Source organism: Alloactinosynnema sp. L-07, assembly GCF_900070365.1.
Lineage (GTDB): Bacteria > Actinomycetota > Actinomycetes > Mycobacteriales > Pseudonocardiaceae > Actinokineospora.
On record NZ_LN850107.1, the window covers coordinates 5,399,165 to 5,414,624 of the forward strand.

The following is a 15,460-nucleotide window of genomic DNA, read 5'->3' on the forward strand; positions in this document are numbered from 1 at the left end:
CCGGTTGGGGGATCTGCAGCTCCCCCAATCAAGGGCCTAGTCGAGCTGGGTGTCGGCGTACTCCGTCATCGCCGCGCGCAGGAACTCCGCGAGGCGGGGATCGGTCTTGTCGAAGTTCGCCCGGAACCGCGGGTCGTCGGCGTACACGCTCGCCAGACCCTTGTACGACTCGCGGTTCGGGGTCCAGAACCCGCTGCTGAGCCACTGGAAGTGGCCCGCGATGGTCTCCTGGACCTCCGGGTCGGCGGGCGCGCGGCCCGCGTCGAGGTGCGCGACCAGCGTGTCGAGCGCGGCGACCCAGGTCTGGCCGTGGGTGGCCCACCAGTCCTTGCCGCCCATCTTCGCGTTCGCGGCGTCGACGTTCTCGGCGCCCCAGCGCTGCCGGGCCTCTTGCTGAAGCTCGGCCTGCTTGTCGGAGTCGAAGCCCTCGAACCAGTGCTCGGCGGACTTGGTCGTCATCTTGTCTCCTCCTTCCACGTTCTCGATGGTGCGGGACACGGTCTTGGCCAGCCGGTCGAACCGGTCGCGCTCGGCGAGCAGCCAGCGGTGGTGCATCCGCAGGGCGTCCACCTTGTCGCGGCCGTCGTCGACGATCTCGGCGATCGCGTCCAGGCCAAGGCCCAACTCGCGCAGGACCAGGATCTGCTGCAGGCGCAGCAGCTGTTCCTGCTCGTAGTAGCGATACCCGTTGCCGCCCACGGACGCGGGCCGCAGCAGTCCGATCTCGTCGTAGTGGCGCAGCGTCCGCGATGTCACCTTCGACATGCGGGCGACCTGCGCGATCGACCAGCTCATCACCGTCTCCCTCATGACCGGCCTCTCCGGTCCGTGGTCCACGGTAGAAGTTGACGCAACGTCAAAGTCAAGGCGAAACGGCTGCCCAGTCGACGGTCACTTCGCCGAGCCGCCAGCGGCGGCGGGTGTCGAGGACCGGCCAGTCGACGGCGAGGAGCCGAATCGTCTCGACCCAGCGGGCCCGGGGGCCGAACGGGGCGAACGCCGCCGCGGTCGCCCAGTGGCCGTCGAGGGCGGCGAGGAAGTCATGGACGCGTTCGCCGGGCACGTTGCGGTGGATCAGCGCCTTCGGCAGCCGCTCGGCCACGTCGGAGGGCCGCTCGATGCCGGACGGCAGGCAGGACACGGTGAACGTGCGCGGCCCCGCGGCGTCGAGGGTGACCCAGCAGCAGCGGCGGCCGATCTCATCGCACGTGCCCTCGATCAACAGGCCCCCGGGCGCCAGCCGGTCCAGCATCGTCGCCCATGACGACGTCGACTCGGCCTCGGTGTACTGGCGCAGGACGTTAAAGGCGCGCAGGAGCACCGGCCTGGTGCCCGCCAACTCGAAGCCGCCGCGCCGGAAGTCGAGCAGCGGCGGGTCGGCGGCGGGCTTGGCGGCGGCCACGCGCTCCGGGTCGATCTCCAGTCCGAGCACGCGGACGTCGGGCCGGACCGTCCGCAGGCGGGCGGCCATCTCGACGGTGGTGATCGGTGTGGCGCCGTAGCCGAGGTCGACCACCAGCGGATCGGCCGCGGCCGACAGCGCGGCCCGGACCTCGGCGGACCCGACGAGCCAGCGGTCGATCCGACGCAGCCGGTTGGGGTTGGTCGTCCCCCGCGTCGGGGCGCCCAGCGCCCGCGCCCGGCCCGCGGCCAGCCGGGGCGACTTGGCCATCAGTGCTCGGCGAGCCACTCGGCGGCGAACTCGGCCTCCGCGGCCAGCAGCTGGGTGACCTGCTCGGCGATCACCGACTCGATCTTGCCGCCGACGAACGGGATGCTGACCTTGACCTGGCCGCTGGTCGACCATTCGCTGCCGCCCGCGGTGTCGACGAGCCGGAACGTGCCCTTGATGTCGCCGGGCACCGCCGAGACCGTCGCGGAGGTGCTGCCACTGAACGCGGCGCCATCGGGCCGCCACGATTCGGTGCGCTCGACGATCAGGTCGCCCTTGATGACCGTGCGGACGATCGACGGCAGCTTCTCGCCGGGCACGCCTTGCCGCAGCTTGAAGGTGACCTCGGCGCCGTTGGCGGTGTACTCCAGCAACTCGGCGTTCTTGCCGCCGAGCGCGCGCAGCCGCTCGTCGAGAAACGCCCGGTCGATGAACGCGGCATGGACCTCGGCGGCGGGCCGGGTGAACCCGGCGCGGTGCTCGATGCGGCTTCCCATGGCCAGGAGGTTACCGTTGGTGCCCGTGACCAGCCTTCCACTCGGCGCCGACGTCCGCACCGGTGTGCCGCTCAGCGGCTACACGACCCTGCGCCTCGGCGGCCCGGCCACTGATTTCGTGGCCGCCACCACCGCCGCCGAGGTCGTCGACGCCGTCCGCGCGGTCGATTCCGCGGGCACCCCCCTGCTCATCCTGGGCGGTGGCTCGAACCTGGTGGTCGGCGACGCCGGCTTCGACGGTTCGGTCGTCCAGGTCGCCAACCGAGGCAGCAAGATCGACTGCACCACCCCCGGCCGAGTACAGCTGACGGTCGAGGCGGGCGAGGACTGGGACACCGTCGTCGCGGGCACGGTCGAGGCGGGTCTGGGCGGCCTGGAGTGCCTGTCGGGCATCCCCGGCTACGTCGGCGCCACCCCGGTCCAGAACGTCGGCGCGTACGGCGTGGAGATCTCCCAGGTCCTGATCTCGGTGGACCTGCTTGATCGCGAGACCACCGAGGTCCGAACCCTGGACGTGACCGAACTCGGCTTGGACTACCGCACCAGCGTCCTGAAGAACACCGACCGCGCGGTCGTCCTGCGCGCCCGCTTCGAACTGGTCGACGACGGCCTGTCCGCCCCCATCCGCTACACCGAACTTGCCCGAGCCCTCGGCGTCCGCCAAGACGAACGCGTCCCCGTCGCCGCCGCCCGCGCCGCGGTCCTGGAACTGCGGCGAGGCAAGGGAATGGTCCTGGATCCCTCCGATCACGACACCTGGAGCGCTGGCTCCTTCTTCACCAACCCCATCGTCCCGGACGCGGACCTGTCGGCGGTCCTCGAACGGATCGTCTCCCGGGTCGGCCCGGACGTCACGGTGCCCAAGTACCCGGCAGGCCCGGGCGCGTCCAAGCTGTCGGCGGCCTGGCTCATCGAACGCGCGGGCTTCGCCAAGGGCCACACCGGCCCCAACGCTCGGGTCGGGCTGTCCACCAAGCACACCCTCGCCCTCACCAACCGAGGGACAGCCACCACCGCGGACCTGCTCGCCCTCGCCGCGGAGGTCCGCGACGGGGTGCTGGCGACGTTCGGGGTCGAACTGCACCCGGAACCGGTCCTGGTGAACTGCGCCCTCTGACCGGTCGAGCGCGTCCCGGACCGCCGTGGATCTTGGTCAAGGGAATGCGGCCGCGCGCGCGGCGACTCTGTGATCACCTCTCGCTGAGCGGACAGTTCTGTTCGGGTTCGAGAGGTCTGCGAGTCCGGTGGGATTGGGTGTCCGAATAGGTCGGTGGGCGGGCGCGAAACCTCTCCCACCAGTGCGCGAGGTGCGATTGGGGCCTGACAGAATCATGCATGTGCCGTCGAGAGAGCGTCGATATGTGATCAGGCTCGGATGTCCGGACCGGACGGGGATCGTGGCGCGCATAGCGTCCTTTCTCACGGAGGCCGGGGGTTGGATCGTCGAGGCGGACTATCACTCCGATCCCGACACGAACTGGTTCTTCACGCGGCAGGAGGTCCGAGCGGACTCGCTGCCGTTCGGGGTCGACGAGCTGCGGGCCCGCTTCGCCGAGGTCGCCGAGCAGCTCAGTGAGCACTCGGACTGGAGCATCATCGACACGGGCGTCAAGCGGCGCGTGGCGATCCTTGTCTCCAAGGAAGGGCACTGCCTGTACGACCTGCTCGGCCGGGTGCACAGTGGCGAGCTCGATGTCGACGTGCGGGCGGTCATCGGAAACCACACCGACCTCGCCGACATCACCCAGGCCCACGGCATCCCGTTCCACCATGTCCCCTTCCCCGCCGGGGACCCGGAGGGCAAGGCCGAGGCGTTCACCAAAGTGCGGCAACTGGTGGACGGGACGGCCCCGGACGCGATCGTGCTGGCGCGGTTCATGCAGGTGCTGCCCGCCGAGCTGTGCTCTCACTGGGCCGGGCGCGCGCTCAACATCCACCACAGCTTCCTGCCCTCGTTCGTGGGGGCACGCCCTTACCACCAGGCCCACAAGCGCGGGGTGAAGCTGATCGGCGCGACCTGCCACTACGTGACGGCCGAACTCGACGCGGGACCGATCATCGAACAGAACGTGATCCGGGTGAACCACGGCGACTCGGTGGCCGACATGGTGCGCAAGGGCCGCGACATCGAGAAGGTCGTGCTCGCCGGTGGCCTGCGGGCGCATCTGCAGGGCCGGATCCTGGTCCACGGCAACAAGACCGTCGTGTTCTGATCGCACCCGCCAAGCCACGGCGGGCAGACGAGGCTGGGAGACAAGAGCCGACCAGGTCCTTGATCGCGCGGTTGGTCGACCTCCCGTAGTCGACCTCGGCGGGCGGCGGCCTGCCGACGGCCCGCGACAGACAGGCGAGACCAGGCGAACAACCAAGCCGCGGCAGGCCCTGTCACCCCCGGCTCTGTCCGCACGGCCAACCCGGCGGGCATCGCCAGCTTCGACGGCGCGGGCCGTGACCCCGATCGCGCGAGTGCCGACGGCGCCCAACAGGCTGGCGAGACCCGTCAACCATCGCAGCGCCCATATCGCCGTCGCACCCGTCATCGTCTTCGACCGCCGCGACGGCGGCACGCCAACTGCCCACAACCGGATTGGCCAGACGCGGACGGCAGCAGAACCGCGGGTCGCCAAGAATCCACCGTCGGCGGCAGAAATGTGTTGCACGGTAAGGGTTTTCATGGTTGGCCTCCGATCTCCCTTCCAGGCTAGCCACGAATTCCCGAGCAGGCAGTAGCTCGATCGGGTGGGGATAGCCGTTTGACACAAACGGAAATCCGTGCGGCGGCGTAATTCGATTGCCGCCTACCAAGCCGTGCCGCCATGATTTCCCTGTGACCATCCGCACCGACAACCAGATCCCGACCACTGACCCCCGACCACTGTCCTTTACGGACCTGACGGCCTGCCTCGAGCTCTCGGACAACCGGGAGTGGCCGCTCGAGGACCGCAAGTGGGAATTCCTGCTGCGGGTCGGCCAGGGCTACGGAATCGTTGACGCGGACGGAAAACTGGCCGCGTCAGCGGTTCTCACCCACTTCGGCGACTTCGCGGCGATCAGCATGGTGCTGGTCGCCGCGAAGTACAACCGGCGCGGGCTCGGTACGCGGATCATGCGGCATGTGATGGCCGAGGCAGGCGACAGCGTCGCGACGCTCTATGCCACGCCGCAAGGGCAGCCGCTGTACGAGAAGCTCGGGTTTCAGGCGACCTCCGGCTGTGAGGTCCTGACCGGCGCGTTCACCGGCCGCGGGGCGGGCACCACCCGCCCCGCGGCGGCCGGTGACCTGCCCGCCATCCTGCGGCTCGACGCCGAGGTCTGTGGCGTCGACCGCACCCACGTCGTGTCCCGCCTGCCCGAGTTCGCCGACCGCATCCGCGTAATCGAGCGCGACGGCGAGATCACCGGTTATGCCGCGCAGACCCGCGCTCTATCCCAGAACGGCAGCAACCAGGTCGGCCCCGTCATCGCCGCCACCGACGCCGCCGCGCGTGCGCTGATCTCCGACATCGCCATCGACGCGGGCGGGCAGACGCGGATCGACCTCGACACCGCGCGGCCCGACCTGATCGAGTGGGCCACCCAGAACGGCCTCACGCCGGTCTTCTCCTGCAAAGCCATGGTCGTCGGCGGAGCCACGCTCCCCGGCGACCGCGGTCGTCTCTACGCCCCCATCCTGCAGGCGATCGGCTAGAGAAGCTGGACGAGCATCTTGCCGGTGTTGGCCCCTTCGAGCAGCGAGAGGAACGCCGACGGCGCGTTGCGCAGGCCCTTGACCACGGTCTCGGTGTAGCGCAGCTCGCCGGACTGGACCCACCCGCCGACCTCGCGCAGGAAGTCCGGGCGGCGGTCGGCGTGATCGCGCACGAGCAGGCCCCGCATGGTGAGCCGCTTGGACACCAGCTGAATCAGGTTGCGCGGCGCCGGGTTGGGTTCGGTGGCGTTGTACTGCGAGATCATCCCGCAGACCGCGATGCGTCCGTGCAGGTTCAGCACCGACAGGGCGGCCTCCAGGTGCTCCCCGCCGACGTTGTCGAAGTACACATCAATACCTTCGGGCGCGGCCTCGGCGAGCTGCTTGACCACCCGGTCGCTCCTGTAGTTGAACGCCGCGTCGAAGCCCAGTTCGTCCAGCAGGTAGCGCACTTTCTCGTCGCTGCCCGCGCTGCCGATGACCCGCTTCGCCCCGCGCAGCCGGGCGATCTGGCCCACGACAGCCCCCACGGCGCCCGCCGCCGCCGAGACGAAGACCGTGTCGCCCGCGCGGAATTCGGCCACGTCCAGCAGCCCCACGTACGCCGTCAGGCCCGGCATGCCCAGCACCCCGAGATAGGCCCCCAGGGGCGCGATCGAGGGATCCACCGGCACCACCGCGGCGGCGGGCAGCACGACCTCCGACCGCCACCCCGCGTTGTGCAGCACGAACGCACCGACCGGCAGACTGTCCACAGTAGACGCGACGATCTCGCCGACCGCCCCGCCCTCCATCGGCGCGCCCAGCGGGAACGGCGGCGCGTAGGACTTGGCGTCGTTCATCCGCCCGCGCATGTACGGGTCGACGCTCATCACGTGGTTGCGCACCAGGACCTCGCCCGGCCCCGGCGCGGGCAGCGTGACCTCGGCGAACGCGAAGTCGTCCAGCGTCGGCGCCCCGACCGGCCGCCGCGCCAGGTGGACCTCGAGCGTGGTCACGCCTGGAGCTCCCTCGCCAGGTTCGCGAGCAGCTCACCGTGGATTCGGCGCAGGCCCGCCGGGGCGAAGATCCGCTCGAAGAACCCGCCGATGCCGTTGGCGCCCTCCCACGTGGTCACCACCCGCACCGTGCTCGACCCGCCCGACCCCTGCACGGTCCACGTGCTGATCAGCGTCGAGTTGCGGTCGGCCTCGACCAGCACGTCGGGCTGCGGCGAGCTGACCTCGACCAGGACGTCGCGCACCCGCTTCTGCGTGGCTTGCAGCGTCCAGTGCACGACCGTGCCCGCGCCGGTCCCGCCGGAGCGCACCTCGTAGTCGCGATAGTGCGACGTGAGGATCTTCCCGCGCACGCCCGCGTAGTCGGCGACAGCCGCGCGGACCTGGTCGACGGGGACATTGATCACCTGTTCGGCGACCGCCTGGACCTGGTTCATCTTATCTCCGTACCTCGACTCGGCGACGCCCGTACGCTACTCGCGTGCGGACCGAGATCACCGACCTGGACACCCTGCGCGGACATCGCGCCGACGACCGCGACCTGCGCGGAGTCGTCCTCACCCGGCTGGATCTGACGGCCCGTGACGACGACGCGCTGCTGCGCACGGCGATGGACGGCGCGCTGCTGCTGGGCTGCGTGCTGACCCCGGAGGCGGCGCGGCGCGCGCAGGCGGCGGGCGCGCTGGTCTTCCCGGTCGTGCCGGACCTGCCATACGACACCTACCGCGCGACCCTCTACACCGCCGATGAGCTGTTCGACGGCTTCGACCCGGCCCGCCCGGAGTCCTATGCGGACACCCCGGACGCACGGATCTACCGACACGCCAAGGAAACCGCACTCGACCCGCTGCACGCGCTGACCGAGCGCCTGCACGATCACAGCATCTCCGAGGCGCTGGCCGACGTTCTCACCGGGCACCCCGTCGCCGTCATGGGTGGCCACGCGCTCACCCGCGACTCCGATGGCTACCGCGACGCTGTCAACCTGGGCATCACCTTGGGGCAGCAAGGTTTCACGGTCCTGACCGGCGGCGGCCCCGGCGCGATGGAGGCCGTCCCGCTCGGCGTCCGACTCGGCGATCAGGCCACTGTGGACGCCACACTCGACGTCCTCGCCGCCGCTCCAAAATTCGCCAGCGGTGCGACGGTCGACGTCGACGAGATCGGCCGCTGGCTGGCCGCGGGACTCGCCGTCGACCTACCCGACGGCGAGATCCGCACCATCGGCATCCCCACCTGGTTCTACGGCCACGAGCCGCCGAACCCCTTCTGCCAGCTGCACGCGAAGTACTTCGCCAACTCCGTGCGCGAGGACGGCCTGCTCACCGTGGCCACCGGCGGCATCATCTACACCCCCGGCAGCGCGGGCACGGTCCAGGAGGTGTTCCAGGACTACACCCAGAACCATTACTCCTCGGTCGGCCCGCCCGCGCCGATGATCTTCCTCGGGGCCCGGTTCTGGACCGAGGACGTGCCTGCCGCGCCCCTGGTGCGCAAGCTGGCCAAGGGCAGGGAGGCCGAGCCGTTGATCCTGGTCACCGACGACGCCGACGAGGCTGTCGCCCTGCTCAGGACCTATTCGACGTCAGTCGAGCAGACCGGCGCGCTGGGCTAGGACGGCCGCGGTGACCCGGTTCGAGCAGCCGGTCGCCGCGAGGATCTCCGAGACGTAGCCGCGCACGGTCGAGTCGGACAGCCGCAGTTCCTCGGCGATCTCGTTGTTGCTGCGGCCCATCCCGACCAGCCGCAGCACGTCGCGCAGCCGCGCGGAGAGCCGGGCGACCTCGGCGGCGGCGCCGATCCGGTCGAGGTGGTGCGAGGCGAGATGGCCCATCAGGTCGTGGGTCAGCGTCGGGTCGAGCACCGCCCCGCCGCGCGCGGCCACCCGCACCGCGCGGACCAGTTCGGCCGGGTCGACATGCTTGAGCAGGAAGCCCTTGGCGCCCAGGCGCAGCGCCGAGGCCACGGCCTGGTCGGCGTGGAAGGTCGTGAGCACGACGACGGCGGGCATGACCGGCAGCCTGCGCAGCTCGCGCAGCGCGTCGAGCCCGTCCATCCGGGGCATCCGCAGGTCGAGCAGCAGGACATCGAGTTCCTGGGTGCGGGCCAGCTGCAGCGCCTCGCCGCCGTCGGCGCCCTCGCCGACGACGTGCAGATCCGGGGCCGAGGCCAGGATCTTGGCGACGAACGCGCGCGCCATCGGCTCGTCGTCCACCACACCGACGCGCACGGTCGCCCGCTCCACCGCCGGACCGTCCACATCGAACTGCGTTGTCACCGGTTCGCCCCTTCCAGTCAGCTTGGTGAATAGGACCTGACCGGGACGGTGCGGGGCTACCGACCTTCGTAGGTTATTCGGGTGAACGCCCCAAGTCGTCGAGCACGACCGCGCCGGGCACGCCCGCGAGCACGTCGCCGGGAACGAGCAGCTTGCTGCCCCGGAGACCACTGCCGATGACCACCTCGGGCGCCGCGGCGACGGCGGCGTCGATGAGCAGCGGCCAGCCCGCGGGCAGCCCGATCGGGGTGATCCCGCCGTAGGCCATCCCGGTCTCCGCGACCGCGCGGTCCATCGGCGCGAACGACGCCTTGCGGACCGCGATCGTGCGCCTGGCCAGGCCGTTCACGTCGGCGCGCGTGGTGGCCATGACCAGGCACGCGGCCAGCTTCTCGTCGCCGCCGCGCTTGCCGAGCACGACGACACAGTTGGCCGACGCGTCCAGCGGCGAGCCGTAGGCCGCGCAGAACTCGGCGGTGTCGGCGAGGTCGGGATCGATGGCGGCCACCCCGACACGGTCGGCCCCATCGAGCGCCGCAAGCGCTTTCGCGACCGGCTCGGCGAGCAGTTCGGGATGGTCGAGCGCGGGGAGGACGGTCAGGGTTCCGGCGATGCTCCAGGTCACGCCCCCAAGGCTAGCCGGCACAGCACAGCCATGACGCAATTCGGCCGGTCGCGAACGTATCCAGCGGCCGGGGGCTCGCTCTTAGCTGGTGTCCGTGGAAATACTCAGAGCAGAGGCGAGACGACATGAGCCCCGATCGACCGCAGTCGTCGGAGATCGCGGCTGTCCGAGAGACCCTTTCCCAGCAGGGCCACCCGTGGCAGGCCGCCGAGACGCGGATGAGCCGACTTTCCGCCGAATGGCGGGCCGCCCGACTTGGTGTCCCCGCGCCGAGCGCCGACGAGATCGCCGCGCGAGAGGGCCAGCCCGAGGCCATGGCCGCCGCGGCGCAGGCCGCCGACATCGCCCTGCCCGCCAAGTTCGACCTGCGGGACGTGGGTGGCCGCAACTACGTGACCGGCATCCGTGACCAGGGCGGATGCGGTTCCTGCGTCGCCTTCGGCACGGTCGCGGCGATGGAGAGCACGGCCGCGTTCACCCGCGGCGCCCCCGGCCTGTCCCTGGACCTGTCCGAGGCCCACCTGTACCACGTGCACGCCAAGGCACGCGGCTACACCTGCGGCTCCGGGTCCTGGCCCGACGACCTGTTCGCCGACACCGCCGCCCTCGGCGTCACCTTCGAGGACTACTTCCCGTACAACGACGCGGGCACCGGATCGCCCAACGCCGACTGGCCCAACCGGCTGGCCAAGTCCATCGGTGTGACTGATCTCACCGCGAACCCGGCCGCGATCAAGGCCCACCTGAGTACCTACGGCGCGGTCGCCACCTGCTTCGTCGTCTACGACGACTTCTTCCACTACCGCACCGGCGTCTACCGGCACACCACCTCGACGGTCGCGGGCGGACACTGCGTCGCCCTGATCGGTTGGGACGACGCCGCGGGCTGCTGGATCGCGAAGAACTCCTGGGGCACCGGCTGGGGCGACGGCGGCTACTTCCGCATCGCCTACGGCGACTCGTTCATCGAGGACTACCCCGGCGCCCGGCCGACCGTGTTCGGCGTGAAGTCGGTGAACCTCAAGGCGTGGCTGCCCGCCCAGCGCGCGCTGCGGCTGTTCGCCACCGCCAACGATGCCAACGGGTGGGCCTACCTGCAGAACTTCGGCTGGGCGCACGTGGCGGGCGGCGCGGCCACTACGACCAACAAGCTGGCCGAGCTCACCCACGCGCGGGCGAGCGGGCACCTCGTGACCCCGTACATCAACGGCACCGAGCTGAGCACCGTGCTCGTCGCGAACTGAAGGGAATCGCCATGACCACCACCGATCCGCGGCGAACCCGCAAGAGCCCGGCTTCCGCGCCCGAACTGCCCGTCGACCTGGACATCGCCTCGATCATGCCGCCCATCCCGGCGGGCACCGACGGCATGAGCGCCGCGGTCGCCGAGGTCGCGGCCCCGAGGCCGCCGAGCCTCGACGCCGCCGCGCCCCAGGCCGCGGGCTGGGTGACCAACCGCATGATCACCCACCTGTGGTCCTACGACTCAAGTACCGGTGTGTGGGTCTGGGTGGACGGGATCGGCTGGAAGCGGCTGTCGCCCGCCTCCGAGTCCGGCCACAGCCACATGGCCGTGCTCGCCACCATGGCCACCCACGACAACCTGCCGGTCGACTACCACGAGGACGCCGCTGGCCGAATCGATCAGTTGCTGGTCTGACCACCCAAACGTGACGGCCGGACAGGCGCGGGGGACCTGTCCGGCCGACACTCTCCCCAAGAAGGTCGGGTATGCGAAGAGGAGCCAGCCATGGCGTTGGTGCACCTGTCGGCGGCGGACGCCGACGGGCCGACGGAGTTACACCGTGGCGACACGGTGGAGCTGAGGCTGCCGGAGTCGCCCACGACGGGCTACCGGTGGCGGTGGCGGCTGCCGGTGACCCTGCGCATGCTCGCCGACGAGCATGTGGACGCGGCGATGACCGGCCTGGACGCGCCGGGTTCGGCGGGCGAGCGCAGGCTGGCCTTCGACGTCACCGCGGCGGGTCTGCACGAGCTGCGAGCCGAACTCGCCAGACCCTGGGAAGGCGAGGCGCGGGAGGCCTTGACCTTCGTATTGCACGCGCTGTGAATAGCTCAATCGTAATATTCACCAGTTCGAGTGAGTCGACCGTGGATCCGACGCATCGGCCCACTTCAGAGCGATGTAACCATTGCCACGAGAATGCACAACCCCGGCAGACGAAAGATGGGGTGGGAGCGGTGACCGAGCTCCGCACGGTAAAGGCCGATCCGCCCTGGGAGGGGCTGGAAGGGTCAGACCGGCACGCGGCCTGCATGATCGCGGCGCGGGAAGGCCACAAGGGCGCGCTGGACGTGCTCGTGGCCGAGTTGACGCCGCTGGTCTGGCATGTCGCGCGCGGAACGGGACTGGACAGGTCCGCGGCGGAGGACGTGGTGCAGACGGTCTGGCTGGCGTTACTGCGACACGTCGACCGCCTCGCCGAGCCGCGCGCACTGGTCGGCTGGCTGATCACGACCGCACGCCGCGAGGCCAACCGGACCCGCCAGCGCGGCAACGGCCAGGTCGAGCTGTCGCCCGAGGTCGCCGAGCACCAACTGAGCACTGAGCCGATGCCGGAGGCCGAGGTGCTGCGCGACGAGCGCGACCGCAAGCTGTGGTCGGCGTTCCAGCGGCTGCCCATGCGCTGCCAGGAGCTGCTGCGGCTGACGGTGCTGGCGGGCCGGGCCGAGTACCGGATCGTGGCCGAGCGGATGGGCATGCCTCATGGCAGCATCGGACCCACCCGCGGCCGCTGTCTCAACTCCTTGCGCGACCTGTACGACGTCAGTGATCGGGATGGGGACTGAGACATGAAGACCGAGTACGACATGGAACCCGCCGAGCGGGACTACTGGCTGGCCCAGGTCACCCATCTGGTCGACGAACTGGACCCGGTGCCGGTCGGCTTGGTCGAGCGGGCCCAGTTCGCCATCGCCATCGAGGACATCGACGCCGAGGTGGAGCTGGAGGCGGCCCGCTGGGCCGACCAGCGCCCGCTGGTCGGCGTGCGCAGCGGCGCCCCCGGGACGATCACCTTCTTCGTCGGGGACCTGACGGTGATGGTGAACGTCACCCGGACCGGTGAGCGCCAGCGGATCGACGGCTGGCTGGTCCCCGCGGGCGAGCACGGTGTCGAGGTCCGCGTCGCCGACCACGGCTCCACGGCCACCACGGCCGACGAGGGCGGCCGATTCGTGCTGACCGAGGTGCCGCGCGGGACGACGCAGATCCTGGTTCGGATGAACGGTGGCAAGCCGCGAACCGTGGTCACGCCGACCGTGGTGCTGTAGCGGACACGCGGACCGAGGTCCTGCCGACCGTGGTGTGTGCGGGCTAGAGCCGAGAATCGTTCAACAATAGGATTGTTCAACAAGGGGATTGTCGGACAATCGGCTCAGCGTTCGGTCAGGGCTTTGAGGGCGGCGGGCAGCGGGGCGGTGTGGACCACACCCACTTGCCTGGTCGCCCTGGTCAGCGCGACATAGAGGTCGTTGAGGCCGCGCGGGGACTCGGCGACGACGGCGGCGGGCTCGACCAGTAGCACCGAGTCGAACTCCAGGCCCTTGGCCTGACGGACGGTCAGAACGACGATCTTGTTCTCCAGGTCGGGTTGGTCGCCGACGGCCGCGTCCGGGATCTCGCCGACCACTGCCCGGCCGATGTCGGCGACCAGGGTCTCCGGGGCCAGCACCGCCAGGGTGCCGGGTTCGGCGTGGTCGCCGACCAGGGCCGCGACGGCGGCGGGCAGCTCGACGACCTCGTGGCGCCATGGGTGGGCGCCGGTCTGGCGGACGCTGCGCGGGGGCTCGATGTCGACGGCGAGTTCGGCGAGGACCTCGGCGGCCACGGCCATGATCTCGGCGGGAGTCCGGTAGTTGACGGTCAGCTCGGCCAGCCGCCAGCGGTCCTCGACGTAGGGGGCCAACGCGTCGGACCAGGAATCCGCGCCGGACAGGTCGCCGGTCTGGGCGACATCGCCGACCAGCGTCATCGAGCGGGACGGACAGCGGCGCATCAGCACCCGCCAAGCCATCGGCGACAGCTCCTGGGCCTCGTCGACGATCACGTGGCCGAACGTCCACGCGCGGTCCGCGGCCGCTCGCTCGGCGGCGGTCCGGTAGTCCTCGTCGTCGTGTCGCTCGGCCAGCCTGCCCGCGTCGATCAGGTCGTAGGCGGTGAGGATGTCGGGGTCGGCGTCGTCCTCCAACTGCAGGATGTCGAGCACGCCCTGGGCGTAGTCCTGTTCCTCGCGGCGGCGGCGTTCGGCGGCGGCGCGTTCGGCGCGGTCGTCCACGCCGAGGAGTTCGGCGGCCTCATCGAGCAACGCCGCGTCGGCGGCTGTCCAGCCCAGGTCCGGGTCGCGGCGCAGGAGGTCGCGGTTCTCGACATCAGGGAAGGCGACAGCGAGGCGGTCCTCGCTCGCGTAGAGATCGGACAGGAGACGCTGCGGAGTGAGCAGCGGCCAGAGCTGATCGATGGCGTCTTGGACGGTTTCCTCCTCGGCCAGTTCGCGGCGGATGTCGGCGAGGTCGGCCGCGTCGAGGAACTCCGCGCCGAGGCGGTCGGCCTCCTGCTGAGCCAAGGCGGTCACGATGGCCTCGGCGAAGGCCGGGCGGGCCTCGTTGTGCGGGCGGCGGGTGCGCCGGGCACGGGTGCGGGCGTCGGCGACGGTGTCGCGGTCGAGGACCAGTTCCTCTCTCTCGACAACAAGCGCCACGGGTTCGTCGGGCAGTTCCTGGCGGTCGCGGACGGCTCGACGGAGTGCGTCGACCATGGTGATGCGGCCCTTGATCTCGGCCGCGGCGGCGGGTTCGTGGCGGGTGCCGACGACACCGGGATACAGCTCCCCGGCGGTCTGCAGGAGCACGCCGGTCTCGCCGAGGGACGGCAGGACCTGGCCGATGTACCGCAGGAATGTCGCGTTAGGACCGACGATCAGCACGCCGCGGCGGGAGAGCTGCTCGCGGTAGGTGTAGAGCAAGTAGGCCGCGCGGTGCAGGGCGACGGCGGTCTTGCCGGTGCCGGGGCCGCCCTGGACGACGAGGACGCCGTTGAGGCCGGAGCGGATGATCTCGTCCTGCTCGGCCTGGATGGTCTCCACGATGTCGCTCATCCGGCCGGTGCGGGTGGCGTTGAGGGCGGAGAGCAGGGCCGCTTCGCCCGCGAGTCCTTCGTGGACGTGGTGCTCGCCGGGGCCGAGGTCGAGGACCTCGTCATCGATGCCGGTGACCTTGCGCCTGCTGGTGCGGATGTGCCTGCGTCTGCGGACGCCGTCGGGGGAGGCGGCGGTGGCCAGATAGAACGGCCGGGACGCGGGCGCGCGCCAGTCGAGCAACAACGGCTCGTAATCGTGGTCCTCGTCGAACAGGCCGATGCGGCCGATATAGGAACGGGTGCCGTCGGCGAAGTCGAGCCTGCCGAAACAAAGGCCGTTCTCCACGGCGCCGTATTGCGCCAACTGCTCGCCGTAATGCGCGGTGGCGGCGTCGCGCTGGGTCATCGCCTGCGGGTTGCTGCTGGTCTCACGCAGGGTCTTGGCCAGCCGGTGGTCGGTGTCGGCCCGAAGTTCATCGAGGTGCGCGTAGAGCAGGGAAACGTATTCCTGCTCCGCGTCGAGCTCGGTTGACAAACGCCCTCCACGTGACATATAATTCATTTCGCAGCGACCGAATTCGGTCGCTTTTCTTGTTTCAGCCAC

The 15,460-nt window shown here is 70.4% G+C and carries 17 protein-coding genes; 9 read left to right on the forward strand and 8 right to left on the reverse strand.

What is annotated here, in order from left to right; all coding sequences use genetic code 11:
- Nucleotides 1-36: 36 nt before the first annotated feature.
- The 3 genes from BN1701_RS24345 to BN1701_RS24355 all read right to left on the reverse strand — a co-directional run bounded on the left by BN1701_RS24345 (nucleotide 37) and on the right by BN1701_RS24355 (nucleotide 2,169).
- Entirely contained in the window at nucleotides 37-795 is a 759-nt protein-coding gene (locus BN1701_RS24345; RefSeq protein ID WP_054052541.1) for a MerR family transcriptional regulator, read from the reverse strand.
- 67 nt (nucleotides 796-862) lie between these two features.
- Nucleotides 863-1,672 (reverse strand): hypothetical protein, encoded by an 810-nt coding sequence (locus BN1701_RS24350; RefSeq protein ID WP_054052543.1) that lies wholly within the window; start codon nucleotides 1,670-1,672, stop codon nucleotides 863-865.
- Nucleotides 1,672-2,169 carry a DUF2505 domain-containing protein gene (locus BN1701_RS24355; protein ID WP_054052544.1) on the reverse strand — a complete coding sequence of 166 codons (498 nt, stop codon included), beginning with the start codon at nucleotides 2,167-2,169 and terminating at the stop codon, nucleotides 1,672-1,674. The genes BN1701_RS24350 and BN1701_RS24355 overlap by 1 nt, the downstream gene beginning before the upstream one ends.
- 25 nt (nucleotides 2,170-2,194) lie before the next feature.
- Between BN1701_RS24355 and BN1701_RS24360 the strand changes: the two genes are divergently transcribed.
- The 3 genes from BN1701_RS24360 to BN1701_RS24370 all read left to right on the forward strand — a co-directional run bounded on the left by BN1701_RS24360 (nucleotide 2,195) and on the right by BN1701_RS24370 (nucleotide 5,857).
- Nucleotides 2,195-3,286 carry a UDP-N-acetylmuramate dehydrogenase gene (locus tag BN1701_RS24360; protein WP_231949689.1) on the forward strand — a complete coding sequence of 364 codons (1,092 nt, stop codon included), beginning with the start codon at nucleotides 2,195-2,197 and terminating at the stop codon, nucleotides 3,284-3,286.
- A 220-nt stretch (nucleotides 3,287-3,506) separates the two neighbouring features.
- Entirely contained in the window at nucleotides 3,507-4,382 is an 876-nt protein-coding gene (gene purU / locus BN1701_RS24365; protein WP_054052547.1) for a formyltetrahydrofolate deformylase, read from the forward strand.
- Nucleotides 4,383-4,996: 614 nt separating this feature from the next.
- A complete protein-coding gene (locus BN1701_RS24370; protein ID WP_054052549.1) occupies nucleotides 4,997-5,857 on the forward strand; it encodes a GNAT family N-acetyltransferase in 861 nt (286 codons plus the stop codon).
- Here BN1701_RS24370 and BN1701_RS24375 read toward each other — a convergent pair.
- Together BN1701_RS24375 and BN1701_RS24380 are read right to left on the reverse strand one after the other, a co-directional pair.
- A complete protein-coding gene (locus BN1701_RS24375; protein WP_054052551.1) occupies nucleotides 5,854-6,855 on the reverse strand; it encodes an NADP-dependent oxidoreductase in 1,002 nt (333 codons plus the stop codon). The two genes, BN1701_RS24370 and BN1701_RS24375, sit on opposite strands and share 4 nt — an antisense overlap.
- Nucleotides 6,852-7,292, reverse strand: coding sequence for an SRPBCC family protein (locus BN1701_RS24380; RefSeq protein ID WP_054052553.1), 441 nt, complete (start codon nucleotides 7,290-7,292; stop codon nucleotides 6,852-6,854). Before BN1701_RS24380 ends, BN1701_RS24375 begins: the two co-directional genes overlap by 4 nt.
- A 44-nt stretch (nucleotides 7,293-7,336) precedes the next feature.
- Between BN1701_RS24380 and BN1701_RS24385 the strand changes: the two genes are divergently transcribed.
- Nucleotides 7,337-8,470: an LOG family protein gene (locus BN1701_RS24385; RefSeq protein ID WP_054052555.1), complete on the forward strand. Its 1,134-nt coding sequence runs from the start codon at nucleotides 7,337-7,339 to the stop codon at nucleotides 8,468-8,470.
- Here BN1701_RS24385 and BN1701_RS24390 read toward each other — a convergent pair.
- Together BN1701_RS24390 and BN1701_RS24395 are read right to left on the reverse strand one after the other, a co-directional pair.
- A complete protein-coding gene (locus BN1701_RS24390; RefSeq protein ID WP_231949690.1) occupies nucleotides 8,441-9,133 on the reverse strand; it encodes a response regulator transcription factor in 693 nt (230 codons plus the stop codon). The two genes, BN1701_RS24385 and BN1701_RS24390, sit on opposite strands and share 30 nt — an antisense overlap.
- A gap of 73 nt (nucleotides 9,134-9,206) precedes the next feature.
- Nucleotides 9,207-9,758 carry a YbaK/EbsC family protein gene (locus BN1701_RS24395; protein WP_054052556.1) on the reverse strand — a complete coding sequence of 184 codons (552 nt, stop codon included), beginning with the start codon at nucleotides 9,756-9,758 and terminating at the stop codon, nucleotides 9,207-9,209.
- A 125-nt stretch (nucleotides 9,759-9,883) separates the two neighbouring features.
- On the opposite strand from BN1701_RS24395, the gene BN1701_RS24400 reads away from it, so the two are divergent.
- The 5 genes from BN1701_RS24400 to BN1701_RS24420 all read left to right on the forward strand — a co-directional run bounded on the left by BN1701_RS24400 (nucleotide 9,884) and on the right by BN1701_RS24420 (nucleotide 13,052).
- A complete protein-coding gene (locus BN1701_RS24400; protein WP_054052558.1) occupies nucleotides 9,884-11,002 on the forward strand; it encodes a C1 family peptidase in 1,119 nt (372 codons plus the stop codon).
- Nucleotides 11,003-11,013: 11 nt separating this feature from the next.
- On the forward strand, nucleotides 11,014-11,418 hold the full coding sequence (locus tag BN1701_RS24405) for a hypothetical protein (RefSeq protein WP_054052560.1): 405 nt from the start codon (nucleotides 11,014-11,016) through the stop codon (nucleotides 11,416-11,418).
- Between the two features lie 90 nt (nucleotides 11,419-11,508).
- Nucleotides 11,509-11,829 carry a protease inhibitor I42 family protein gene (locus BN1701_RS24410; RefSeq protein WP_054052562.1) on the forward strand — a complete coding sequence of 107 codons (321 nt, stop codon included), beginning with the start codon at nucleotides 11,509-11,511 and terminating at the stop codon, nucleotides 11,827-11,829.
- Between the two features lie 131 nt (nucleotides 11,830-11,960).
- Nucleotides 11,961-12,569, forward strand: a complete 609-nt coding sequence (locus BN1701_RS24415; protein WP_054052564.1) for an RNA polymerase sigma factor — start codon at nucleotides 11,961-11,963, stop codon at nucleotides 12,567-12,569.
- A gap of 3 nt (nucleotides 12,570-12,572) precedes the next feature.
- Nucleotides 12,573-13,052, forward strand: a complete 480-nt coding sequence (locus BN1701_RS24420) for a hypothetical protein (RefSeq protein WP_054052565.1) — start codon at nucleotides 12,573-12,575, stop codon at nucleotides 13,050-13,052.
- A gap of 104 nt (nucleotides 13,053-13,156) precedes the next feature.
- Here the strand turns inward: BN1701_RS24420 and BN1701_RS24425 are convergent, their stop codons facing one another.
- Nucleotides 13,157-15,418 (reverse strand): ATP-binding domain-containing protein, encoded by a 2,262-nt coding sequence (locus tag BN1701_RS24425; RefSeq protein WP_054052566.1) that lies wholly within the window; start codon nucleotides 15,416-15,418, stop codon nucleotides 13,157-13,159.
- Nucleotides 15,419-15,460 lie beyond the last annotated feature (42 nt).